The sequence below is a fragment of the Enterobacter sp. JH25 genome, assembly GCF_021725435.1.
Classification (GTDB): Bacteria; Pseudomonadota; Gammaproteobacteria; order Enterobacterales; family Enterobacteriaceae; genus Enterobacter; species Enterobacter intestinihominis.
Genome location: NZ_CP091319.1, coordinates 1467774 through 1491453 on the forward strand (window position 1 = coordinate 1467774; position 23680 = coordinate 1491453).

The window sequence follows — 23680 nt, forward strand, 5'->3', positions numbered from 1 at the left end:
AGGGAATCACTTTGCACCTCCCTGCTTCCTGATAAATACCCTAAACACTAGCAGGCGGTTAGTTTAATCGTAATAGCTACCGACAGCCACCTATTATCGCACGACTTGTGTGCGTGCTTTGGCAAGGATTGCCGCAATGCTTTATCTGACTGGGCGTCCACCGGACGATTTTTGTATTTGATAGAGATAAGTCAGGAGGATAGTTTGAACTTTAAACGAAACTGGGTTGGCGTAATCAGCTGCTTTTTGCTGTTTACGGTCGTTTGCATGTCGCTTGCTTTTAATGTGAAGGGCGCCTTCAGAGCGTCCGGTCATCCCGAGCTGGGCCTGTTGTTCTTTATCCTGCCGGGAGTAGTGGCCAGTTTTCTCTCGCGCCAAGGCGAGGTGGTAATGCCGCTGCTGGGGGCCATCCTTGCGGCGCCCCTCTGCCTGCTTCTGATGCGCGTGCTGTTTCTCTCGTCGAGAAGCGTCTGGCAGGAAGTGGCGTGGCTACTAAGTGGCGTTTTCTGGTGTGCGCTGGGGGCGCTCTGTTTCTTATTTATGCGCAGCCTGCTGCAACAGCGGAAGCATCATAAATAAAAACGCCCTCAGGGTGAGGGCGTCTTAGCATTACTGAGCGGCAAACAGGCCCAGGTGCTCTTTGGCGTACGCTTCGAAATCGGTGCAGCCGCCGATGTGTTTCTGATCGAGGAAGATTTGCGGCACGGTTTCAACCGGTTTACCCACGGTTTTTTCCAGATCGGCTTTGCTGATGCCTTCCGCGTGGATATCCACGTAACGGAAGTTGAAATCATCACGTTCTTCAGTCAGTTTCTCAGCCAGCTCTTTCGCGCGCACACAGTAAGGGCATCCTGGACGACCAAAAATTACTGCAAACATTTCTCTCTCCTCAAAAAACAAGCCTGACGGCGAATAATCCCTATAGTGCACGATAACCTGCCGTCATGGAAAGAAGGTTTCACCTGTCACTTTGATACAGTCAGGCTATGTTTCGCCAATTACATCAGGTGGATCATTGCCTATACTGGCTGCCATATGTTTTACGCAATACAAAGAGAGACAAAATGACGCCAACCATTGACCTGCTTCGTTCCCACCGTTCCATTCGCCATTTCACCGATGAGCCGATCACCCAGGCGCAGCGGGATGCGATCATCGACAGCGCAAGAGGCACCTCCAGCTCCAGCTTTTTGCAGTGCAGCTCCATTATCCGCATCACCGATCCGGCGATGCGTGAGCAGCTGGTAACGCTGACGGGCGGACAAAAGCACGTTGCCCAGGCGGCTGAGTTCTGGGTGTTCTGCGCCGATTTTAACCGTCATCTGCAAATCTGCCCCGAGGCGGAGCTGGGGCTGGCGGAACAGCTGCTGCTGGGCGTGGTGGATACGGCACTGATGGCGCAAAACGCCTTCACGGCGGCGGAATCGCTGGGGCTTGGCGGCGTCTATATTGGCGGGCTGCGTAACAACATCGAAAGCGTGACGGAACTGCTGAAGCTGCCGAAACACGTGCTGCCGCTGTTTGGTCTGTGCCTCGGCTGGCCTGCGGATAACCCGGATCTGAAGCCGCGCATTCCTGCTGCGATGCTGGTGCATGAAAACCACTACCAGCCGGTCGACCAGGACGTTCTGCATCAATACGATGAAGAGCTGGCGAACTACTATCTGACGCGTGACAGCAACAACCGCCGCGACACCTGGAGCGACCATATTCGTCGCACCATCATTAAAGAAAACCGCCCGTTCATTCTTGATTACCTGCACAAACAGGGCTGGGCAACGCGATAGTCCCTTCCTCCTGCGCCTCGTGTATGATAGGCAGGCTTTTCCCATGTCTTTAGAGAGGTGCAGGGTGAAAATTGCCATATTGTCCCGGGATGGAACGCTCTATTCATGTAAACGCCTGCGAGAAGCGGCGGCGAAACGCGGACATCAGGTTGAGATCCTCGATCCGATGTCCTGCTATATGAACATCGACCCTGCGGCGTCGTCGATTCATTACAAAGGCCGCAAACTCCCGCATTTTGATGCGGTAATTCCCCGCATTGGCTCCCAGATCACCTATTACGGCACGGCCGCGCTGCGCCAGTTTGAAATGCTGGGAAGCTATCCGCTCAACGAGTCCGTGGCGATCTCACGCGCCCGCGATAAGCTACGCTCGCTGCAGTTGCTGGCGCGCCAGGGGATCGATTTGCCCGTCACCGGGATTGCTCACTCCCCGGACGACACCAGCGATTTAATCGACATGGTGGGCGGTGCGCCGCTGGTCATTAAGCTGGTGGAAGGCACGCAGGGTATTGGGGTGGTACTGGCGGAGACGCGTCAGGCGGCGGAAAGCGTGATTGACGCCTTTCGCGGTCTGAATGCCCATATTCTGGTGCAGGAGTATATTAAAGAGGCCAAAGGGTGCGACATCCGCTGCTTTGTGGTGGGCGATGAAGTGGTGGCCGCCATAGAGCGGCAGGCGAAAGAGGGCGACTTCCGCTCTAACCTGCACCGCGGCGGTATCGCGCGGGTGGCCCTTATCAGCGAGCGCGAGCGCGAGATTGCGGTGAAAGCGGCGCAGACGCTGGGCCTGGACGTGGCGGGGGTCGATCTGCTGCGTGCCGACCGCGGGCCGCTGGTGATGGAAGTTAACGCCTCGCCGGGGCTGGAAGGGGTGGAAAAAACCACAGGCGTCGATATTGCAGGTAAAATGATCGCATGGATTGAACGCCATGCGACGCCGGGATTTTGCCTGAAAACGGGCGGTTAAATGGATCGGCGCGCACTTTTTGCGTAAGCTGGACAACGTTTTTATTTAAGAGGCTGCACAGCGATGGATTTACAGGTCGTACCTACACTGGATACGTTACGTCAATGGCTCGATGATGCCGGTATTACTTTTTTCGAATGCGACTCCTGCCAGGCGCTGCATCTGCCTCACATGCAAAATTTCGATGGTATTTTTGATGCCAAAATCGATCTGATTAACGACGTGATCCTGTTCTCGGCGCTGGCTGAAGTGAAGCCTTCAGCGCTGCTTGCACTGGCATCCGATCTTTCAGCGATTAACGCCAGTTCTTTGACGGTGAAAGCGTTTCTCGACATACAGGATGATAATCTGCCGAAGCTGGTGGTTTGCCAGTCTTTATTCTCCGGCGCGGGGCTCTCCTTCAAACAGTTCGCCTGGTTTATGCGCCTGAGCGAAGAGCAAATTTCCATGGTAATGATGGAAGCCAACGCACATCACCTGCTGTATAGCGCGGAAGATGATGCCGAGAATAATGATGCATCTTCCAATTTTCTCCACTAAGCCTGTCTGACTTTTGCGCAGTCGCTACCAGAGCGGCTGCATAACACCGCTTTTTCTGCTGCTTTTAACCTTTCTTTAAAGAATTTTTCACCTCCTCTCAGGCCGTTTCGGCTTATCACGTAGACATAATCTGCATAAAAAATTGATAAAAGGCGTTTTTTCGTCTGGGCTATAGCCGGAGACACGGGCTACAGTTATTCTTGCGGTGCTTAAAAAAGCGAGCGGAACCTGCCGGGAAGAGGGGTGTATTTTATTTCGGGCAGAGCGACAAACTATGCATGAATATTGCATATCTTCAGGCTGCACAGTTTTGGTTCGTTTGTTAACGAGCTTTCAGAAGGAATAACAATATGATCGCCTTGAATAAAAAATGGTTATCGGGTCTGGTTGCGGGTGCTCTGATGGCCGTCTCTGCCGGCACGCTCGCTGCGGAACAAAAAACGCTGCACGTCTATAACTGGTCTGACTATATTGCGCCGGACACCGTCGCGAATTTTGAAAAAGAGACCGGCATTAAGGTTGTCTACGACGTATTCGATTCCAACGAAGTACTGGAAGGCAAACTGATGGCGGGCAGTACCGGTTTCGACCTGGTGGTGCCCTCTGCAAGCTTCCTGGAGCGTCAGCTGACCGCCGGTGTCTTCCAGCCGCTGGACAAGAACAAGTTATCGAACTGGAAAAATCTTGACCCGGAAGTGCTGAAGCTGGTGGCGAAGCATGATCCGGACAACAAATACGCCATGCCTTACCTGTGGGCGACCACTGGTATTGGCTTTAACGTGGATAAAGTCAAAGCGGCGCTGGGGCCGGACGTCAAACTGGACAGCTGGGACGTGGTGCTGAAGCCGGAAAATCTCGAGAAGCTGAAAAGCTGCGGCGTCTCTTTCCTCGATGCGCCGGAAGAGATTTTCGCCACCGTGCTTAACTATCTCGGCAAAGATCCAAACAGCAGCAAGGCCGACGACTACACCGGTCCGGCGACCGACCTGCTATTGAAGCTGCGTCCGAATATTCGCTACTTCCACTCCTCTCAGTACATCAACGACCTGGCTAACGGGGATATCTGCGTGGCCATCGGCTGGGCGGGTGACGTCTGGCAGGCAGCGAACCGTGCGAAAGAGGCGAAAAACGGTGTGAATGTTTCCTACTTCATTCCGAAGGAGGGGGCGCTGGCGTTCTTCGACGTCTTCGCGATGCCGGCTGATGCGAAAAACAAAGAGGAAGCGTATCAGTTCCTCAACTACCTGATGCGTCCGGAAGTGATTGCCCACATCAGCGACCACGTCTACTACGCCAACGGTAACAAGGCCTCCGTGCCGCTGGTGAGCGAAGAAATCCGCAATAATCCGGCGATCTACCCGCCAGCCGATGTGTTTGCCAAGCTCTTCACCCTGAAAGTGCAGGAACCGAAAATTGACCGTGTGCGTACCCGCGCGTGGACGAAGGTGAAAAGCGGTAAGTAACGGCGTTTGATATCGTTGCCCGGTGGCGCTGTCGCTTACCGGGCCGACAAATCCCGTAGGCCGGGCAAGCGTTAGCGCCGCCCGGCGATACGCACCCTGATGGTGCGTTTGCACCAGTGTTGATCTATGCCGGAGAGCACCCCGTGAATGACGCGATCCCCCGCCCGCAGGCGAAAGTCCGTAAAGCGCTGACCCCGCTTCTTGAAATTCGTAACCTCACCAAATCCTTCGACGGCCAGCATGCCGTGGACGATGTCAGCCTGACGATCTACAAAGGTGAAATTTTTGCTTTGCTCGGCGCATCCGGCTGCGGTAAATCGACCCTGCTGCGTATGCTGGCCGGGTTTGAACAACCTACCGCCGGGCAGATCGTGCTGGATGGGGTAGACCTCTCCAGCGTGCCGCCGTACCAGCGGCCCATTAACATGATGTTCCAGTCCTATGCCCTGTTCCCGCACATGACCGTCGAGCAGAACATCGCCTTCGGCCTGAAGCAGGACAAACTGCCGAAAGCCGAAATCACCGCGCGCGTGGCGGAGATGCTGAGCCTGGTGCACATGCAGGAGTTCGCGAAGCGTAAGCCGCATCAGCTTTCCGGCGGCCAGCGTCAGCGCGTGGCGCTGGCAAGAAGTCTGGCCAAACGGCCGAAATTACTCCTGCTCGACGAGCCGATGGGCGCGCTGGATAAAAAGCTGCGCGACCGGATGCAGCTGGAAGTGGTGGATATCCTTGAGCGCGTAGGGGTGACCTGCGTGATGGTGACGCACGACCAGGAAGAGGCGATGACCATGGCCGGGCGCATTGCGATCATGAATCGCGGTAAGTTCGTGCAGATAGGCGAGCCGGAGGAGATTTACGAACACCCGACAACCCGCTACAGCGCGGAGTTCATCGGCTCGGTAAACGTCTTCGAAGGGCTGCTGAAGGAACGCCAGGAAGACGGTCTGGTGATTGAATCGCCGGGGCTGGTGCACCCGCTTAAGGTTGATTCTGATAATTCCGTGGTGGACAACGTGCCGGTTTACGTTGCCCTGCGCCCGGAAAAAATCATGCTTTGCGATGAGCCGCCCGCCGATGGCTATAACTTTGCCGTGGGCGAAGTGGTACACATCGCCTATCTCGGCGATCTGTCGATTTACCATGTCCGCCTGAAAAGCGGGCAGATGCTCAGCGCCCAGTTACAGAACGAACACCGGTATCGCAAGGGACAGCCAACCTGGGGCGACGAAGTGAGCCTGTGCTGGGATGCGGACAGTTGCGTAGTCCTGACGGTATAAGGAGCGGTCATGAGCACACTTGAACCTCCAGCCCGCGTCAAAAAACCGGGCGGTTTCTCGCACTGGCTGGCGCGCGTGCAGATGGCGCATGGCCGCAAGCTGGTCATCGCCATGCCCTATATCTGGCTGATCCTGCTGTTTCTGCTGCCGTTCCTGATCGTCTTTAAGATCAGCCTGGCGGAGATGGCGCGGGCGATCCCGCCGTATACCGATTTGTGGGAGTGGGCCGACGGGCAACTGACGCTGACCTTAAACCTTGGGAATTTCCTGCAACTGACTGAGGATCCGCTCTATTTCGAAGCCTATTTACAGTCGTTACAGGTTGCGGCGATCTCAACGATCTGCTGCTTGTTGATGGGCTACCCGCTGGCGTGGGCAGTGGCGCACAGCAAGCCGTCGACGCGAAATATTTTACTGCTGTTGGTCATTTTACCGTCGTGGACATCTTTCCTGATCCGCGTGTACGCGTGGATGGGGATCCTGAAGAATAACGGCATACTGAATAACTTCCTGCTGTGGCTTGGGGTGATCGACCAGCCGCTGACGATCCTGCATACCAACCTTGCGGTGTATATCGGGATTGTCTATGCCTATCTGCCGTTTATGGTGCTGCCAATCTATACGGCGCTGACGCGAATCGATTACTCGCTGGTGGAAGCCTCGCTGGATCTCGGCGCACGCCCGTTGAAGACGTTCTTCAGCGTCATTGTGCCGCTCACAAAAGGCGGGATCATCGCCGGATCGATGCTGGTGTTTATCCCGGCGGTCGGGGAGTTTGTGATCCCCGAACTGCTCGGCGGCCCGGACAGCATCATGATTGGCCGCGTGCTGTGGCAGGAGTTCTTCAATAACCGCGACTGGCCGGTGGCCTCGGCGGTGGCGATTGTCATGTTACTGCTGCTGATCGTGCCGATCATGTGGTTCCACAAACATCAGCAGAAACAGATGGGAGACCACGGATGAACAACTTACCGGTAGTACGCTCCCCGTGGCGAATTCTGATCCTGATTATCGGCTTTACCTTCCTGTATGCGCCGATGCTGATGCTGGTGATCTACTCGTTCAACAGCTCTAAGCTGGTCACCGTCTGGGCGGGCTGGTCGACGCGCTGGTACAGCGAGCTGTTCCACGATGATGCGATGATGAGTGCGGTGGGGCTGAGCCTGACCATTGCGGCGCTGGCGGCGACGATGGCCTGCGTGCTGGGCACGATTGCCGCGCTGGTGATGGTGCGCTTCGGCCGTTTTCGCGGAGCAAATGGTTTTGCGTTTATGATCACCGCCCCGCTGGTGATGCCGGACGTCATCACCGGTCTGTCGCTGCTCCTGCTGTTTGTCGCGCTGGCGCACGCCATCGGCTGGCCAGCGGATCGCGGGATGCTCACCATCTGGCTGGCGCACGTCACCTTCTGTACGGCGTATGTGGCGGTGGTCATCTCCTCGCGGCTGCGCGAGCTGGATCGCTCCATTGAAGAGGCGGCGATGGATCTCGGCGCCACGCCGCTGAAGGTCTTTTTCATCATTACGCTGCCGATGATTATGCCGGCGGTGATCTCCGGCTGGCTGCTGGCGTTCACGCTCTCGCTCGACGATCTGGTTATCGCCAGCTTTGTGTCGGGGCCGGGCGCGACGACGCTGCCGATGCTGGTCTTCTCCAGCGTGCGCATGGGGGTGAATCCGGAGATTAATGCCCTGGCCTCCATCATCCTCGGCGTGGTCGGAATTGTCGGATTTATCGCCTGGTATTTGATGGCGCGCGCGGAAAAGCAGCGCGTGCGCGATATCCAGCGTGCAAGACGCGGCTGAAGGAATTATTATTTCCAGTGATGTGCCGCGTATGACGCGGCACTGTTTTTCAGGGAAGTAAAAACATTGGGATTCTTACAAAAAACACGTCATTCGCACGCCCGTCCGAACGTCCCTGCGCTGGTGCAGGTGGCGGCGCTCGCCATTATTATGATCCGCTGCCTGGATGTGCTGATGATTATGAACACGCTGGGCCCGCGAGGCATGGGGGAGTTCATTCACCGCAGCGCGCAGACGTGGAATCTGACGCTGGTGTTTCTCAGCAGCCTGATGCTGGTGTTTATTGAGATCTACTGTGCGTTCTCGCTGGTAAAGGGGCGCAACTGGGCGCGCTGGGTATATTTTCTTACGCAGATCACCGCCGCCAGCTATCTGTGGGCCGCCTCGCTGGGCTATGGCTATCCGGAGCTGTTCAGCATTCCCGGCGGCTCCCGCCGCGAGATTTTCCATTCCTTAGTGATGCAAAAATTGCCGGACATGCTGGTGCTCTGCCTGCTCTATGTTCCCGCCTCCAGTCGGCGGTTCTTCCGCCTGCAATAATGTGTATAATCGCAGCCCTCGTGATTCTAAAGGTTTTCATATGCAGTGCGCACTCTATGGCGCCGGACGCTGCCGCTCCTGTCAGTGGATAGAACAGCCGGTCCCTCAACAACTCACCGCCAAAATGGCCGACCTGCAACAGCTGCTGGCAGCACACGCGGTGGGCGAGTGGTGCGCACCCGTCAGCGGGCCGGAGCAGGGCTTTCGTAATAAAGCCAAAATGGTGGTCAGCGGCAGCGTCGAAAAGCTGCTGCTGGGCATGCTGCACCGTGACGGCACGCCCGTCGATCTCACCGGCTGTCCGCTGTATCCCGCCTCGTTTGAGCCGGTGTTTACCGCCCTGAAACCCTTTATCGCCCGCGCGGGGTTAACGCCCTATAACGTTGCCCGCAGGCGCGGCGAGCTTAAGTACCTTCTGCTGACCGAAAGCCAAATCGACGGCGGGATGATGCTGCGCTTTGTGCTGCGTTCGGAAACTAAACTGGAGCAGCTTCGCGCGGTGTTGCCGTGGCTGCAGGAACAGCTTCCGCAGCTCAAGGTCATTACCGCTAATATTCAGCCGGTGCATATGGCGATCATGGAAGGAGAGAAAGAGATTTTCTTCACCGAACAGCATGCGCTGGCGGAGAATTTCAACGGCGTGCCGCTGTGGATCCGTCCGCAAAGCTTCTTCCAGACTAACCCCACCGTCGCCAGCGCGCTGTATGCGACCGCGCGCGACTGGGTGCGTGCGTTACAGGTTCATCACATGTGGGATCTGTTCTGCGGCGTCGGCGGCTTTGGCCTGCACTGTGCCACGCCAGACATGCAGCTCACCGGGATTGAAATTTCTGCGGAGGCCATCGCCTGCGCGAAACAGTCCGCCGCGGAGCTGGGGCTGACGAATCTGCACTTCCAGGCGCTGGACTCGACCCGGTTCGCCACCGGCCAGGGCAACGTGCCGGAGCTGGTGCTGGTAAACCCGCCGCGCAGGGGCATCGGCCAGGCGCTCTGCGACTACCTGAGCCAGATGGCGCCGGAGTACATTATCTACTCCAGCTGTAACGCGCAGACCATGGCGAAGGATATCGCCAGCCTGCCGGGCTACCGCATTGCGCGCGTTCAGCTCTTTGATATGTTCCCGCACACTGCGCATTATGAAGTGCTGACGTTGCTCGTGAAATCTTAAACAAAATGTGAACTCTTCCCCCGCTCGAAATCAGGTAAGCTTACGCCATAACAAATGATTGAAGGCTTACCCATGAAGCAGATCCTGCTGGTAGAAGACGACCACGATATCGCTGCACTCCTGCGTCTTAACCTGGAAGATGAAGGCTACGCCATTACCCACGAGCCGGACGGGGGCAACGCCTTACAGCGTCTTGAAAAACAGCCGTGGGACGCGGTGATCCTCGATCTGATGCTGCCGAATGTTGATGGTCTGGAGATTTGCCGCCGTATCCGCCAGATGACCCGCTACCTGCCCATTATCATCATTAGCGCCCGCAGCAGTGAAACTGACCGTATTACCGGCCTGGAAACCGGGGCGGATGATTATCTGGCAAAACCTTTCTCGGTGCAGGAGCTGATTGCCCGCATTAAGGCGCTGTTTCGTCGTCAGCAGGCGATGGGCCAGGCGCAGACGGACGGCATTATTCAGGCGCACGGTCTGACTATCGATCCGCTGGCGCGCACCGTGCGTCTTAACGGTCAACACGTCGATCTCACCCCGCGTGAATTTGAACTGCTCTATTTTTTTGCCCGCCATCCCGGAGAGGTCTTTTCACGGCTGGCATTGCTGGAGCAGGTGTGGGGGTATCAGCACGAAGGCTACGAACACACCGTCAACACTCATATTAACCGCCTGCGCATCAAAATAGAGAAAGATGCCGCCGAGCCGGAGATCGTTCGCACCGTCTGGGGCAAAGGCTACAAATTTGCGGAGCAGAATCATGATGCGTCGCTTTAGCCTGAGCCAGCGCCTGACGCTGCTGTTTACGGTGTTACTGCTGCTCTGCGCCACCGTCGCCTGTGCGGTACAGCTCTACGTTAGCATGCAGTACGGCAATGCGATGGTGCAGCGTCTCTCCGGCGGGCTGGCGCAGCAGATTGCGCAGCGGGAAGCGATTCTGGATACGCAGGGCAGGGTGGATCGCAGCGCCTTAAAGCCGCTGTTCGACCGGCTGATGACCTTTAATCCGAGCGTCGAGCTGTATGTTGTCTCGCCTGATGGCGATATCCTGGCCGATGCCGCCCCGCCGGGGCACATTCAGCGGCAAAAAATTGACCTCGCGCCGATACAGAATTTCCTGAGCGGGACGGTGATGCCGGTGTTTGGCGACGATCCCCGAAGCCAGAATAAGAAAGTCTTCAGCGCCACCCCGCTGCGACAGGACGGCGAGCTGAAGGGGTATCTGTACATTATTTTGCAGGGGGAGGAGTCCAACGCGCTGGCGGAGATGGCCTGGCACAAAGCGCTCTGGAGTACGGCGCTGTGGTCGATGCTGCTGGTGGCGCTGTTTGGTCTGCTGGCCGGGTTGCTGCTCTGGAACTGGGTGACGCGCCCGGTTAAACAGCTCACGCTGGACGTGGCCGGGCTGGAGCAGGACAGCATCAGCGCGATTAAGCAGCTGGCGGCCCAGCCGCTCCAGCCTGCCGGCCAGGATGAAGTGGCGATCCTGCGCAATACCTTTATCGAGCTGGCGCGCAAAATCACCTCTCAGTGGGATCGGCTGGCCGACAGCGACCGCCAGCGCCGGGAGTTTATCGCCAACATTTCGCACGACTTACGCACCCCGTTGACGTCGCTGCTGGGTTATCTGGAAACGCTGTCGCTGAAATCCGCCACGCTGTCGCCGCAGGAGCATCAGCAGTACCTCGCTACCGCGCTGCGTCAGGGGCAAAAGGTACGCCATCTGTCGCAGCAGTTGTTCGAGCTGGCGCGTCTTGAGCACGGCGGCATCAAGCCCCAGCGCGAGCGTTTTGCCATGGCTGAACTGATTTCCGACGTGGCGCAGAAGTTTGAACTTACCGCCCGCACGCGCGAGGTGAACCTGCGCATTGATGTGCCGGGGCGATTGCCGCTGGTGAACGCCGACGTGTCGATGATCGAGCGCGTGGTCACTAATCTTCTGGATAACGCCATCCGTCATACGCCGAGCGGCGGAGAAATTCGTCTGGCGGTCTGGCAGGAGAATGAACGACTTCAGGTCGAAGTGGCAGACAATGGTACGGGCGTAGATGCCTCGCTGCGCGACGATTTGTTCCAGCGGCCTTCAGCGTTAAATCCTCAGGCGTCGCGGGAGAACCGTGGGGGATTAGGGCTGTTAATCGTGAAGAGAATGCTGGAGCTGCATGGTGGCGGGATCAGGCTGATGGAGTCCGTGAGCGGGGCGCGGTTCAGGTTCTTTGTGCCGCTATGAGAAATTGCCGGGTGGCGCTGCGCTTTCCCGGCCTACAGACCACCCCCGTAGGCCAGACCACCCGGCAAAAAGAGATTACTGCGGGAACCACTGCTCGCTGATTTTCTGGTATGTGCCGTCAGCTTTGATCGCTTTCAGCGCGCCGTTCAGTTTTTCCAGCAGGGCTTTGTTATCCGGACGTACCGCGATGCCGAGGCCGGTACCAAAGTACTGCGGATCGGTCACTTTCTCCGTCGCTGTACCCAGCTGCGGGTTGGTTTTCAGCCACTCATTCACCACCGCGGTGTCGCCAAATACGCCATCGATACGGCCATTTTTCAGGTCGATAATTGCGTTCTGGTAGCTGTCATAGGCCACGGTTTTCACTTCAGGATGCTTGTCCTGGAGATATTTCTGGTGCGTGGTGCCGTTTTCCATGCCGATGCGCTTGCCTTTCAGCTCGTCGAAAGACTTATAAGCCCCTTTCTTCGCAATCACTACCGCAGAGTTCGCGTAGTACGGGTCGGTGAACGCGACCTGCTTGCTGCGCTCTGGGGTGATATCCATGCCGGAGATCACCGCATCGTATTTTTTAAATTTCAGGGACGGGATCAGGCTGTCAAACGCGTGGTTAGTAAAGGTGCAGTCGGCCTGCATCTGCTTGCACAGCGCTTTCGCCAGGTCAATGTCAAAGCCGACGATCTGGTTGCTGGCATCCAGCGATTCAAACGGCGGATAGGTGGCAGAAACGCCAAAATTGATTTTATCTGCGGCGGATGCGCCTGCGGCGAAGGTTGCGAGTAATGCGGCCAGAACTAACTTTTTCATTGTAATGCTCCCGTCTGTCTTATTTATGCGCCGTGTCTGCGGCCTGGATATACAATGCCATTTGCTGAATTTATATGCAATAAAAATGATTAAATATTACCTTTGTTGCAAAAAAAAGCGGATAACCCATCAGGTTACCCGCTCAATGAATACCGTTTTATGCATTGGCGTGATTAATTCCTGCGCTCAAACGCCAGCGCCTTACGCTCGATAAGACGCATCATCAGCGTCAGCAGACCGTTGACCACCAGATAGACCAGACCCGCCGCACCGAACACCATCACGTCGTAGGTACGTCCGTACAGCAGCTGCCCGTGGCCCATCACTTCCATCAGGGTGATGGTGTAGGCCAGAGAGGTGCTTTTGAACACCAGAACGACTTCATTGGAATAGGAAGAGAGCGCACGCTTAAAGGCGTATGGCAGCAGGATCGCCAGCGTGTCCTTCTTGCTCATGCCCAGCGCACCGCAGGACTGCCACTGGCCTTCCGGGATCGCGCGGATCGCGCCGTAAAACAGCTGCGTGGTATAGGCCGCGCTGTTCAGTGAGAGAGCTATCAGGGCGCAGAGCCATGGCTCAGAGAGCAAATGCCAGATAACCGGATATTCCTGTAACGACGGGAACTGCCCTGGACCGTAGTAAATCAGGAAGATCTGCACCAGCAGCGGCGTACCGGTAAAGAGCGTAATGTAGCCACGGACAATCCACACCAGCACCGGCGTTTTCAGCGTCAGGACGATGGTGAAGAACAGCGCCAGGATCAGCGCTACGATGATAGACGCAACGGTCAGCGTCAGGCTGGTGTGCAGCCCTTTCATCAGTTCGGGTAAATAATCCAGCATCAGCCTGGTCTCCGTTCAAAACGCGTTGCGCGCAGATCAATACGCTTCAGAACGTACTGGCTCAGCAACGTGATCACCAGGTAGATAGCCGCCGCGACGATGTACCAGGTAAATGGCTCCTGCGTACGGGTGGCGATACTTTTGGTTTGCAGCATTAAATCGTTCACGCTGATCAGGCTCACCAGCGCGGTATCTTTCAGCAGTACCAGCCACTGGTTGCCCAGCCCTGGCAGGGCATGACGCCACATCTGCGGCATCACCAGGCGGAAGAAGATCGCCGCTTTCGACAGGCCCAGCGCCTGACCGGATTCCCACTGTCCCTGCGGTACCGCTTTCAGCGCGCCGCGCAGCGTTTGTGACGCATAGGCCGAATAGAGCAGGGAGAGCGCAATTACGCCGCACAGGAACGGGCTGACGTCGAAGTTCTCAATCTGCATTTGCACCGGGATCTGCGCAAAGCCGAGATTAATCGTAAAGCCGTCCGACAGCGTTAACAGCAGCTGTGAGGAGCCGAAATAGATAAACAGGACCACCAGAATTTCCGGCAGTCCACGCAGCACAGTCACCAGCGCTGAACCGAGCCATGCGACAGGGCGCCACTTAACGGACTCCCACACCGCAAAGAACATCGCCAGTACGAGGCCGATAATCAGTGCACAAACGGCAAGGCCGACGGTCATCCCGGCGGCGCTTGCTAAAGGAAAAATTTCATTCATCAGGAATTACTTCTGGAACCATTTTTTGTAGATGGTTTCGTAGGTGCCGTCTTTCTTCACTTTTTCCAGCGCAGCGTTGAATTTCTGCTGCAGCTCGGTGTTGCCCTGACGTACGGCAATACCCAGACCTGTACCGAAGTAGTCTTTATCTGTCACCTTGTCACCCACGGCGGCCAGCTTGTCGTTCGCTTTCAGCCATTCAGTCACGACAGCCGTGTCCCCGAACACCGCATCGATACGGCCGTTTTGCAGGTCCAGCTTCGCATTCTGGTAGCTGTCATACGGCACGGTGGTGATTTCCGGGTGCTTATCCATGATGAATTTCTGGTGCGTGGTGCCGTTCTGCACGCCGACTTTCTTGCCTTTCAGCAGGTCAACGGAGGCGTATTTACCTTTCTGACCAATGAACAGCGCCGAGTTGTCGTAGTAAGGGGTGGTGAACAGAACCTGCTTTTCACGCTCCGGAGTGATGTCCATACCGGCCATCACGGCGTCGATACGGCGGAACTTCAGGCTTGGGATCAGGCTGTCGAACGCCTGGTTGCTGAAGGTACAGGTCGCGTCGATCTCTTTACACAGGGCATTTGCCAGATCCACGTCGAAGCCAACAATCTTGTTGTTCGCATCAATGGATTCAAACGGAGGGTAGGACGCTTCAGTGGCGAAACGGATGGTCTGGGCTGCGGTAGCGGAAAGGCTGACGCTAGCAAGCAGCGCGGCAATCAATACTTTTTTCATTATAATTTCCCTAACACATCAGTGTGATAAGTAGTTTTTGAAGGCATCGGTTTGCGGGTTGGTGAAGCAGCTCGCATCACCTTGCTCAACGATATACCCGTTTTCCATGTAGACCACGCGGCTGGCGGTTTTGCGCGCCACTTCCACCTCGTGGGTCACGATGACCTGGGTAATGTTGGTTTCCGCCAGTTCACGAATGATACTCACGATCTGGGCAGTAATTTCCGGGTCCAGCGCTGCGGTTGGTTCGTCGAACAGCAGCACCGCTGGCTCCATCATCAGCGCACGGGCGATTGCCACACGCTGTTGCTGACCACCAGAGAGATGCAGAGGATAACGGTCGCTGTACGGTTTCAGACGCAGACGTTCCAGCAGCTTTTCAGCTCGCGCCATCGCCTGGTCTTTGCTTAAGCCAAGCACGCGGCACGGGGCTTCAATCAGGTTTTGCACCACCGTCAGATGCGGCCAGAGATTATATTGCTGGAAAACCATGCCCACGTTTTGACGCAGTTCACGAATCGCTTTATCAGAAGGGGTTTTCGCGAAGTCAAAATGGTTACCGGCGATGGCCAGCGTTCCCGAACGGGGCATTTCAAGCAGATTTAAAACACGCAGAAGGGAGCTTTTTCCCGCGCCGCTTGGGCCGAGCAAAACCAGCGTTTCGCCCTCCGGGCAGCTCAGCGTAATGTCGAACAGCGCCTGGTGTGCGCCGTAGAAGCAGTTAATGCCGTTTAGTTTAATACTCATCGGGGCAGTCTTTACTCATCCAGGCAATCTATAGCAATTGAGGCCGCAGATAGTACCGTTGACAGAATAGTTATGCAATATTTCTGCGTTAAAAGTTAAATATAACCCGTGTTTCCTCTTAAACATAGCACAAAATAGCGACGGGAAAGGGGGGCGAGAATAAATGTCGGCATTCCGCATGAAATGCCGGACATTTTACGGGGTTAACGTTTATTTAACGTATGCGTTAGCGGTTCTCAATCGACTGGCGAAGGGTGCCCGCCGGAGCATGAACGCTGCCGCCAATGTAGCGCACATCATCTATTGCCCAGCACTGGCCTTCACGGATCATCAGCACCTCATCCTGCCAGGTTTGCGTCCCCTGGGTTAGCTTCACGCGCAGAGGAATATTCCGTGCGTCGGTATTCGGAATGGTGGACGCGCTGGCGACGTCGGCGCTGTCCGGCAGCGTGGCGCGGCTGGAGAACGGATCGGATGAAAGCAGCGCGTTTTGCTGCGGATCGCGCGAGGCGTCATTAAGCAGTTTCGCCAGATTATCGCTCAGGTACGGGCGCAGGGCGGTGAGGTCATTACCGCGATGCTGAATGCGGTAATCATAGAACTGTTGCGCCACGGCGTCCGGGCCGCCCTCAATGCAGGGGCCGCTGCGGGAACCGATATCCTTAAAGGCTGGCGTGACCGGCGTAGTGCAGGCGCTGAGCACCAGCGCGCAGGGCACTAAAAGCGTTAAAGCAGAGTAGCGCATGTTGATTTCCTTATTTATTAACTATCCTTTCAATCATAGCGTAACGAACCGATAATGCAGTTGCTAACGCATTGAACGCTAAAGACGGAGAGGAAGTATGCAATTTTCAACAACACCAACCCTGGAAGGTCAACCCATTACCGAGTACTGCGGCGTGGTCACCGGTGAGGCGATTCTGGGCGCCAACATCTTCCGGGACTTCTTTGCCGGCATTCGGGATATCGTCGGCGGGCGCTCCGGTGCCTACGAGAAAGAACTGCGTAAAGCGCGTGACATTGCGTTTAAGGAGCTGGGCGAGCAGGCCAAAGCGCTGGGCGCGGATGCGGTGGTGGGCATTGATATCGACTACGAAACGGTCGGGAAAGATGCCAGCATGCTGATGGTGAGCGTAAGCGGCACGGCGGTGAAAACCCGTCGATGAAGCGTTCGCTCTCAACCCTCCTGCTGGCATTGTTGCTGGCAGGATGCGCCTCGGAAGAGGGCATTGTTGATAAAGGCGCGTACGAACTTGATACGCGCCATCAGGCGCAGGCGGCCTACCCGCGCATAAAGGTGCTGGTGATCCATTACACCGCCGATGATTTCGACACCTCGCTTGCGACCTTAACCGATAAAAACGTCAGCTCTCACTATCTCATCCCCGCAAAGCCCCCAGCTCCGCAGGGCAAACCGCGTATCTGGCAGCTGGTGCCGGAGAGCGAGCTGGCCTGGCATGCAGGTATTAGCTTTTGGCGTGGGACCAACCGCATAAATGATACCTCCGTCGGCATTGAGCTGGAAAACCGCGGCTGGCGGAAAACCGATGGTGTGAAAACCTTTACCCCCTTCGAACCGGGGCAAATTGCGGCGCTAATCCCGCTTGCCAGAGACATCATCGCCCGCTACGACATTAAACCGCAGAACGTTGTGGCCCATTCGGATATCGCCCCGCAGCGTAAAGACGACCCTGGCCCGCTGTTTCCGTGGCGCGAACTGGCGCAGAAGGGCATCGGAGCCTGGCCCGAACCGGCGCGGGTGAATTTTTATATCAACGGGCGACCGCATTATCAGCAGGTTGATACCGCAGCATTGCTCGATGTGCTGGCGCGCTACGGTTACGAGGTGCCAGAAAACAGCACGCCTGCACAGCAAAAACGCATCATCATGGTGTTCCAGATGCATTTCCGTCCGCAGTTATGGAATGGCGTAGCGGATGTGGAAACCATGGCGATTGCCGAAGCACTTTTAGAGAAATACGGGCAGGGGTAAACCTTTGGCTTACCCCCAAATGAGTATATTTCCGCAAGTTTCTATTAGATTAATCCTAAGTACAATCTCATTTCATTTTTAGTTAATTGACTTAAAATTATTCGGATTTAAGATGGACACATAGCACGCTAAGCAATTTAGCGAATAAAAAACTTTACTCTTTTTTTTATTCTTGAGTTTTTCATCAGGAAAATATTTATGGTTCGGTATGAATGCCGTTGCCATGTTTTTTAAAATCACATCTTAAAACGGGTATAACAATGTTAAGCATCTATGGAAAAAAATTACGTCCGCAACATGAAATGGAAAAGATTATTTCTGCAACCTCATGCGTTGAAGAAAGAACGTTAAAAAAATGGCAGAAGATTTCCACTGCTGATTCCGGTTTAATTCATATTATTGTCAGCGGCGAAGTCGAATTTCGACGTGACTCTGACGAACTGTGCTTGTTCACCGTTACCGGGCAATGCATTTTCGGGCTGTCGTCGATGTATTACAACGCCACCCATATGTACGGCCTTGTTCGGTCGAATACGGTTGTTCGCTCGATCAAGAAAGAGGTCTTCGCCCAGCTGATGACCGAGAAAAACCTGTGGCCTGAGCTGACAAAAGTGCTTTCATGGTACATATGCCTGATGAGCAAGCGCGATGATATTCTGGTCGCTCGCAGCGCATATTCTGTTGTTCGCGAATTTTTATATGAGATCAACGACCTGATTGTACAGCATCAGCGTGATATTAACGTTTATGATTACATTCAGGAATACACTAACCTGGCACGTAGCACCATTATTAAAATCCTCTCCGATCTGAAAAAAGGTCAATATATTGTGGTGGAAAAAGGTCGACTGCTTAACCTCACCGCACTGCCTGAAAAATATTAATGCCTACTCCCGCCGGTCTCCTTTATCACTGAAAGGGGAACGGCTGTTTTCACTGTTTTTAACACTTGCTTGTGAATTATCCTGCGTTTCGTCAACCGGCGGTGCGGGAATTTTTCCTTGAGAATAATCCTGCTCCTGCTCTTTTAATGCCTGTTTAAATAATTCCGTTAATGATGACTCTTCACTGCTCGTGCTGGCGGGGGCGGTATCGTGCTCATGCGCCTCAGTTCCGGGTAGGGTATCCCGCGAGGGGGCTTGCGGCACCGCGCCGTCGGGCGCCTGCTGCCAGTCGGCATCATCACTGATGATCGGCAGATCCTGCATCGGTGGAACATCAACAGGCACTGGCGCAGCTTTAGGCTGCGGATGCGGGAACGGTTTACTCACGTACACGTAGTGCATCTCCGAAAGCTGGGTTTCCGGTTTGGCAACGCTGGCGTTGACCGGTTCAGGCGCCGGGTGGCGCATGTTCCAGTAGACATGCATATACAGGCCGACAACCAGCATGGCGCAAAGGCCGACCATCCATAATGCTGTTTTGCCGAAAACGTTTTTCAGGCTGGGGAGGCGGTACGAAAACCAGACCGCTTCCCCGGTTGTATAGCTGCGCTGGGCCGCAAGGCAGATGGTCGACATTAGGCTTTCTTCTCCTGCATTTTTGCGTCCGGGGTAGTGCGGGTGGCCTGAATCAGTACGCTCGGCGTGCTGTTGGTTACGCGCATCAGCTGCATCAGCGTTTCTTCGCCGGGGATGCCATCCACGTGCAGATGCATTTTTTGCTGAAACTCACGGGTGCGTTTCATCATCTCAGCGGTCCAGATCCGGGCATGCGTTTCGGGCTGGTTCAGCGCCAGGCTTAACTGCTGATCGAGCCAGGCCATGTCTTTGCTGTCGCTGGCCGCGCCGATCGCGTCTTTTCCTTCAGGTGTCAGGCGGTGCAACTGGGTGAAGTTGCCGGTCGCATGCCGGTTAAACCAGCTGCGGCTCACCTGCCAGGTCCGGTTATTCATTAACAGGTCAATTGATGTATCTCCGACCCTGGCGACCACCGCATAGTTAAGGTGACCGCTGGTTTTCAGTTCACTGACCCACGGATACCCTTCCTGCGCCAGCGTCTCCGGCGACGCGTTCCCCTGTTTACACATCAGGTTCACTTTAGCGGCGTTCTGGCACAGCGCATCTTCGGCCGAGGCGTCATATCCCCACATCAGATAGAGCTGGTGCATCGCATCCGGCTGATTAACCATTTCATTGTCGATAACCGGCACCACGGGCGCCTCCGTTTTTCGCGTCGGCTGTTTCCAGCTGACGGGGACCGGCAGCTGGATGGGAAGGTGCCCGCTGATGGACGAGGTTAAATACCAGCCGCAGGCGGCAAACAGCACCGAAGCGAACAGCCCCACGGTTGCCAGACGCTTACCGTGTTTTTTCGCGGGCAGGATCTCTCCCGCCGCCAGGCGTAAATGACGCGGGCTGACCTGCGACGCGCGTTCCGTCCAGGCGGCGAGCATTGACAGGTGCGCCAGTTTGTTAAGTTTGCTGATGTTGCCTTTGGTCAACGTGTGCATTTTGCGCACGCGGGCCGGCGTTAACGGCGAATTTTCACAGCCGTGTTCTTCGCATTGCGCCTGCACATAGCCCAGGAATTCGCGGCAGGTCAGGGGGCGCAGGACATGACGAGTGTGTGTATATTCGCGCAGTTCAGGTTGCTTAAGCAGGATTTCCTGATCCGCAGTGCCCGTCAGCACCACGGAGAGCCGGAAGTTCAGCTCCTGGGCTCGCGTGAGCAGCGTACCCAGGACTTCACGGCAGCTCTCTTTCATGGCTTCGGCGTGTGAAATCACCAGCACTCTGGTTTTCGCTTTTCCCTCGTGCCACTGGCGCAGGATGGCATCCACCGCCTGCAGGCGATTCTTGCTCTCTTTCGTTACCGGATTGAGCTTGTACAGCAGGCTACTGGCACTCAGTTTGGGAAACGCATTGATAACAAGGACGTTACTGTGGCGGGTTTTTAGCGCATCGCTGAAGTGACCCAGAAGCGGGGCGTCGTCGCAAAAGAGCCCGATAATTCCCGCCTGCTGGGTTTTCTCTTTCAACAGGTTGAACACATCCTGATGATAAGGCACCAGAAAATCCCCGGATAAACGGGCGATCGATCTGAATGGCGGATTTTTAAAATTAAAGTGGCTCTGATACATAACGACTTACCGTCTCTGATTAGGAATAGCAACAGCATCAGAAAGTAAGGTAACGCCCCTGAACGGTCAATTTGCAAACAGGGTAAAAATATCCTGCTGGCAGCGTCTAACATTTGGATTTTATACGGTCAATATTTTTCTTTATGAAAGTTAGCGGCGAAGTCAGTGGTCGCATTTGCACCAGCTTATTACTATTTTCATCCATATTGGCGCAGTATGACGCTGCTTATTTTTGCTTTGCTATAGGCCGGATAAAAAATGAGGTTCTCATTTCTTTCACGGTGGATAACGCCTTGTATTATGTTTGTGCTGCTGATCTTTTGCGGCCAGCAAGGGTATCTCACCTTTAAAGATTATAAAAAAGTTATGAATAAGTTGGCTAATGCCGATCAACAGCCGCTGAAAAAAACGCGCGAAGAGAAATCCTTTTCGCTTTTTACGGCAGCCGTGCGTCAGGAAATCTTACCGGGTGCGGTGAAAGCCCCGCTGGCAGCTGAAATCGAAGGTATTGTGAACAGCGATGACGCCTGGCTCTCCTTTGCTGTCATCAAAACGCCAGGCGGTCAGAGAAGCTACCGTGAGGGTGAACCTCTCTCTGGATTTAACGACGCATTTATTCAGGAAATAAACAAAGATAATGTGGTGGTTAATTATGAAGGTACTACGCAGGTTCTGGCATTAAATAAACCGGACTATTTTAAGGGTGGCGTGGATAGCGGCCCGGTAACGAAATCGACAAAAGATGTTGGCGCAGAGAGTGTGCATCTTGATGATTATCTGGTGTTAAAACCCATAATTGAAAAGGGCCGACTGGAAGGCTACAGGATAAACCCAAGGAATGCCTCCGCCTTTTACAGCCAGTCAGGTCTGGAAAAAGGCGATGTGGCGGTTCAGGTTAACTCTGTCGATATGACCGATGAAGCAAAAGCGAAAAGCATTATTGCCAACTGGTCAAAAATGAAAGAAGCGGAGGTCATCGTACGACGTCACGCTCACCTTGAAAATATTCGGATTAATGTTCTAAACAATTAAAAAGTGTGCAGACATGAAAAAAATTCCCTGGGCGTGCGTGGCGCTGACCGCATTGTCGTTATATTCCAGTTCGCTGCTTGCAGCTAACTTTAGCGCGAGTTTTAAAAATACTGATATTCGCGAGTTTATCGATACGGTAGGCCGCAATCTCAATAAAACCATTCTGGTCGATCCGTCCGTCCAGGGAACCGTCTCGGTCCGAACCTACAACGTGCTGACGGAAGATGAGTACTATCAATTCTTTCTGAGCGTGCTGGATCTCTACGGCCTGTCGGTGATCCCGATGGACAACGGCATGGTCAAAGTGGTGCGCTCAAGCGTGGCGCGTACCGCCGGTGCGCCGCTGGCAGACAGCAAAAATCCGGGCAAAGGTGACGAGATCATCACCCGCGTGGTGCGCATGGAAAACGTGCCTGTTCGTGAGCTAGCCCCGCTGCTGCGTCAGCTCAACGATGCCACCGGTATCGGGAATGTGGTCCACTTTGAGCCGTCCAACGTCCTGCTGTTAACCGGTAAAGCCTCGGTGGTGAACCGGCTGGTGGATCTGGTGCAGCGCGTCGATAAAGACGGCATCCAGCGTCGCGAAATCATCCCGCTGCGCTTTGCGTCCGCCAAAGAACTCTCGGAGATGTTGAATAACCTCAACAATGAAGAACAGAAAGGGCAGAACGCGCCGCAGCTGGCGACTAAAGTCGTCGCGGATGACGAAACCAACAGCCTGGTGATCAGCGGCGCGGAAGATGCGCGGGCGCGCACCCGTTCCCTTATTCATCAGCTGGATCGTGAGCAGAATAACGAGGGTAATACCCGCGTCTTCTACCTCAAGTATGCCAGCGCCACCAAAGTGGTGCCGGTTCTCACCGGGATTGGTGAGCAGCTGAAAGACAAGCCGGGTGCGGCCAAAGCGAAATCCGCGAGCGCCTCAACCGATCTGAATATTACCGCCGACGAGTCAACCAACTCCCTGGTGATCACCGCACAGCCTAACGTGATGAACTCCCTCGAGAAAGTGATCGACAAGCTGGATATTCGCCGTCCGCAGGTGCTGGTGGAAGCGATCATTGCCGAAGTGCAGGACGGTAACGGCCTGGATCTTGGCGTGCAGTGGACCAGCAAGCACGGCGGGGTGCAGTTTGGCTCCACCGGCCTGCCAATCAGCCAGATTAAAAATGGCACCATGAAAGGGGCAAGTTTCACTGGCCTTGCGACCGGCTTCTTTAACGGTGACTTCGGTGCGCTGGTGACCGCGCTTTCCACTGACGGCAAAAATGACATCCTCTCCACGCCAAGCGTGGTCACGCTGGATAACAAAGAAGCGTCGTTCAACGTCGGTCAGGATGTGCCGGTGCTTTCCGGTTCGCAAACCACCAGCGGCGACAACGTCTTTAACTCGGTTGAGCGTAAAACCGTAGGGACCAAGCTGAAGATTGTGCCGCAGATTAACGATGGCGACATGATCCATCTGAAGATTGAGCAGGAAGTGTCGAGTGTCGACAACAGCGCGACGGAAGACTCCAGCCTCGGCCCAACCTTCAATACGCGCACGATCAATAACGAAGTGATGGTCCACAGTGGCCAGACGGTGGTGCTTGGCGGTCTGATGGAAAATGTGACCAAACAGTCCGTGTCCAAAGTGCCGCTGCTCGGCGATATCCCGCTGGTCGGTCAGCTGTTCCGCTACACCTCCCAGGATACCTCCAAGCGCAACCTGATGGTGTTCATTCATACCACCGTCCTGCGTGACGACGACAACTACAGCGCGGCCTCGAAAGAGAAATATGACCAGATCCGGGTGCGCCAGATGCAGCGCGTGGAAGAGAAAAAGCTCGGTATTGTTGAGCCGAGCGACAATGCCGTCCTGCCCGCGTTTCCTTCATCAAGCCCTCACGCCGCACCGGTGAAAACCCGCGCGACACGCAATCCGTTTAAAGAGTAAGGCGGAG

26 protein-coding genes are annotated in these 23680 nt (G+C 55.2%); 17 read left to right on the forward strand and 9 right to left on the reverse strand.

From position 1 onward, the window contains the following. Positions 1–204 precede the first annotated feature (204 nt). A complete protein-coding gene (locus tag L2Y28_RS06955) occupies positions 205–579 on the forward strand; it encodes an inner membrane protein YbjM (protein ID WP_022647569.1) in 375 nt (124 codons plus the stop codon). A gap of 30 nt (positions 580–609) precedes the next feature. Here L2Y28_RS06955 and L2Y28_RS06960 read toward each other — a convergent pair whose 3' ends face one another. Then, positions 610–879 (reverse strand): GrxA family glutaredoxin, encoded by a 270-nt coding sequence (locus L2Y28_RS06960; protein WP_014169305.1) that lies wholly within the window; start codon positions 877–879, stop codon positions 610–612. A gap of 185 nt (positions 880–1064) precedes the next feature. Here L2Y28_RS06960 and nfsA point away from each other — a divergent pair, with 185 nt between their 5' ends. From nfsA to L2Y28_RS07015, 11 genes are all read left to right on the forward strand, one after another. Next, positions 1065–1787: a nitroreductase NfsA gene (gene nfsA, locus L2Y28_RS06965; protein ID WP_003858388.1), complete on the forward strand. Its 723-nt coding sequence runs from the start codon at positions 1065–1067 to the stop codon at positions 1785–1787. Positions 1788–1851: 64 nt separating this feature from the next. After that, positions 1852–2754, forward strand: a complete 903-nt coding sequence (rimK, locus tag L2Y28_RS06970) for a 30S ribosomal protein S6--L-glutamate ligase (protein ID WP_032621711.1) — start codon at positions 1852–1854, stop codon at positions 2752–2754. Between the two features lie 63 nt (positions 2755–2817). Next, positions 2818–3294, forward strand: a complete 477-nt coding sequence (locus L2Y28_RS06975) for a YbjN domain-containing protein (protein ID WP_022647571.1) — start codon at positions 2818–2820, stop codon at positions 3292–3294. 350 nt (positions 3295–3644) lie between these two features. Further along, positions 3645–4757, forward strand: a complete 1113-nt coding sequence (gene potF / locus L2Y28_RS06980) for a spermidine/putrescine ABC transporter substrate-binding protein PotF (protein WP_022647572.1) — start codon at positions 3645–3647, stop codon at positions 4755–4757. Positions 4758–4900: 143 nt separating this feature from the next. Further along, complete coding sequence (gene potG / locus L2Y28_RS06985; RefSeq protein WP_006809449.1) at positions 4901–6034, forward strand: putrescine ABC transporter ATP-binding subunit PotG; 1134 nt, start codon at positions 4901–4903, stop codon at positions 6032–6034. 9 nt (positions 6035–6043) lie between these two features. After that, the gene (gene potH / locus L2Y28_RS06990) at positions 6044–6997 is read left to right on the forward strand and encodes a putrescine ABC transporter permease PotH (protein WP_022647573.1); all 954 of its coding nucleotides are present in this window, start codon (positions 6044–6046) and stop codon (positions 6995–6997) included. Further along, positions 6994–7839: a putrescine ABC transporter permease PotI gene (gene potI, locus L2Y28_RS06995; protein WP_022647574.1), complete on the forward strand. Its 846-nt coding sequence runs from the start codon at positions 6994–6996 to the stop codon at positions 7837–7839. The genes potH and potI overlap by 4 nt, the downstream gene beginning before the upstream one ends. A 42-nt stretch (positions 7840–7881) precedes the next feature. Then, entirely contained in the window at positions 7882–8379 is a 498-nt protein-coding gene (locus L2Y28_RS07000) for a YbjO family protein (protein WP_087878582.1), read from the forward strand. A 40-nt stretch (positions 8380–8419) separates the two neighbouring features. Further along, positions 8420–9547, forward strand: a complete 1128-nt coding sequence (gene rlmC, locus L2Y28_RS07005) for a 23S rRNA (uracil(747)-C(5))-methyltransferase RlmC (protein WP_022647576.1) — start codon at positions 8420–8422, stop codon at positions 9545–9547. A gap of 72 nt (positions 9548–9619) precedes the next feature. Further along, positions 9620–10327, forward strand: coding sequence for a response regulator transcription factor (locus L2Y28_RS07010; protein ID WP_022647577.1), 708 nt, complete (start codon positions 9620–9622; stop codon positions 10325–10327). Next, the gene (locus tag L2Y28_RS07015) at positions 10311–11780 is read left to right on the forward strand and encodes a sensor histidine kinase KdpD (RefSeq protein ID WP_022647578.1); all 1470 of its coding nucleotides are present in this window, start codon (positions 10311–10313) and stop codon (positions 11778–11780) included. Before L2Y28_RS07010 ends, L2Y28_RS07015 begins: the two co-directional genes overlap by 17 nt. A 75-nt stretch (positions 11781–11855) precedes the next feature. Here L2Y28_RS07015 and artJ read toward each other — a convergent pair whose 3' ends face one another. The 6 genes from artJ to L2Y28_RS07045 all read right to left on the reverse strand — a co-directional run bounded on the left by artJ (position 11856) and on the right by L2Y28_RS07045 (position 16375). After that, positions 11856–12587 (reverse strand): arginine ABC transporter substrate-binding protein ArtJ, encoded by a 732-nt coding sequence (artJ, locus tag L2Y28_RS07020; protein WP_015571008.1) that lies wholly within the window; start codon positions 12585–12587, stop codon positions 11856–11858. A 173-nt stretch (positions 12588–12760) separates the two neighbouring features. Next, positions 12761–13429, reverse strand: a complete 669-nt coding sequence (gene artM / locus L2Y28_RS07025; protein WP_022647579.1) for an arginine ABC transporter permease ArtM — start codon at positions 13427–13429, stop codon at positions 12761–12763. Continuing rightward, positions 13429–14145: an arginine ABC transporter permease ArtQ gene (artQ, locus tag L2Y28_RS07030; RefSeq protein WP_003858367.1), complete on the reverse strand. Its 717-nt coding sequence runs from the start codon at positions 14143–14145 to the stop codon at positions 13429–13431. Before artQ ends, artM begins: the two co-directional genes overlap by 1 nt. 6 nt (positions 14146–14151) lie before the next feature. Further along, positions 14152–14883 (reverse strand): arginine ABC transporter substrate-binding protein ArtI, encoded by a 732-nt coding sequence (artI, locus tag L2Y28_RS07035; RefSeq protein ID WP_006174322.1) that lies wholly within the window; start codon positions 14881–14883, stop codon positions 14152–14154. An 18-nt stretch (positions 14884–14901) separates the two neighbouring features. Next, a complete protein-coding gene (gene artP / locus L2Y28_RS07040; protein WP_006809439.1) occupies positions 14902–15630 on the reverse strand; it encodes an arginine ABC transporter ATP-binding protein ArtP in 729 nt (242 codons plus the stop codon). A gap of 226 nt (positions 15631–15856) precedes the next feature. Then, positions 15857–16375 carry a lipoprotein gene (locus tag L2Y28_RS07045; RefSeq protein ID WP_022647580.1) on the reverse strand — a complete coding sequence of 173 codons (519 nt, stop codon included), beginning with the start codon at positions 16373–16375 and terminating at the stop codon, positions 15857–15859. Positions 16376–16472: 97 nt separating this feature from the next. Between L2Y28_RS07045 and L2Y28_RS07050 the strand changes: the two genes are divergently transcribed. From L2Y28_RS07050 to L2Y28_RS07060, 3 genes are all read left to right on the forward strand, one after another. Next, a complete protein-coding gene (locus tag L2Y28_RS07050; RefSeq protein WP_003858361.1) occupies positions 16473–16796 on the forward strand; it encodes a heavy metal-binding domain-containing protein in 324 nt (107 codons plus the stop codon). Continuing rightward, positions 16793–17623, forward strand: a complete 831-nt coding sequence (locus tag L2Y28_RS07055) for an N-acetylmuramoyl-L-alanine amidase (protein WP_022647581.1) — start codon at positions 16793–16795, stop codon at positions 17621–17623. The genes L2Y28_RS07050 and L2Y28_RS07055 overlap by 4 nt, the downstream gene beginning before the upstream one ends. A gap of 260 nt (positions 17624–17883) precedes the next feature. Beyond that, the gene (locus L2Y28_RS07060) at positions 17884–18507 is read left to right on the forward strand and encodes a helix-turn-helix domain-containing protein (protein ID WP_022647582.1); all 624 of its coding nucleotides are present in this window, start codon (positions 17884–17886) and stop codon (positions 18505–18507) included. Between the two features lie 3 nt (positions 18508–18510). On the opposite strand, the gene L2Y28_RS07065 is transcribed toward L2Y28_RS07060, so the two are convergent. Both L2Y28_RS07065 and L2Y28_RS07070 read right to left on the reverse strand, forming a co-directional pair. Further along, the gene (locus L2Y28_RS07065; RefSeq protein ID WP_022647583.1) at positions 18511–19143 is read right to left on the reverse strand and encodes a hypothetical protein; all 633 of its coding nucleotides are present in this window, start codon (positions 19141–19143) and stop codon (positions 18511–18513) included. Next, the gene (locus tag L2Y28_RS07070) at positions 19143–20705 is read right to left on the reverse strand and encodes an ExeA family protein (RefSeq protein ID WP_022647584.1); all 1563 of its coding nucleotides are present in this window, start codon (positions 20703–20705) and stop codon (positions 19143–19145) included. Before L2Y28_RS07070 ends, L2Y28_RS07065 begins: the two co-directional genes overlap by 1 nt. A 300-nt stretch (positions 20706–21005) precedes the next feature. On the opposite strand from L2Y28_RS07070, the gene gspC reads away from it, so the two are divergent. Continuing rightward, on the forward strand, positions 21006–21737 hold the full coding sequence (gene gspC, locus L2Y28_RS07075; RefSeq protein WP_032621712.1) for a type II secretion system protein GspC: 732 nt from the start codon (positions 21006–21008) through the stop codon (positions 21735–21737). Positions 21738–21750: 13 nt separating this feature from the next. Further along, positions 21751–23673, forward strand: a complete 1923-nt coding sequence (gene gspD, locus L2Y28_RS07080; protein ID WP_022647586.1) for a type II secretion system secretin GspD — start codon at positions 21751–21753, stop codon at positions 23671–23673. Positions 23674–23680: the final 7 nt, after the last annotated feature.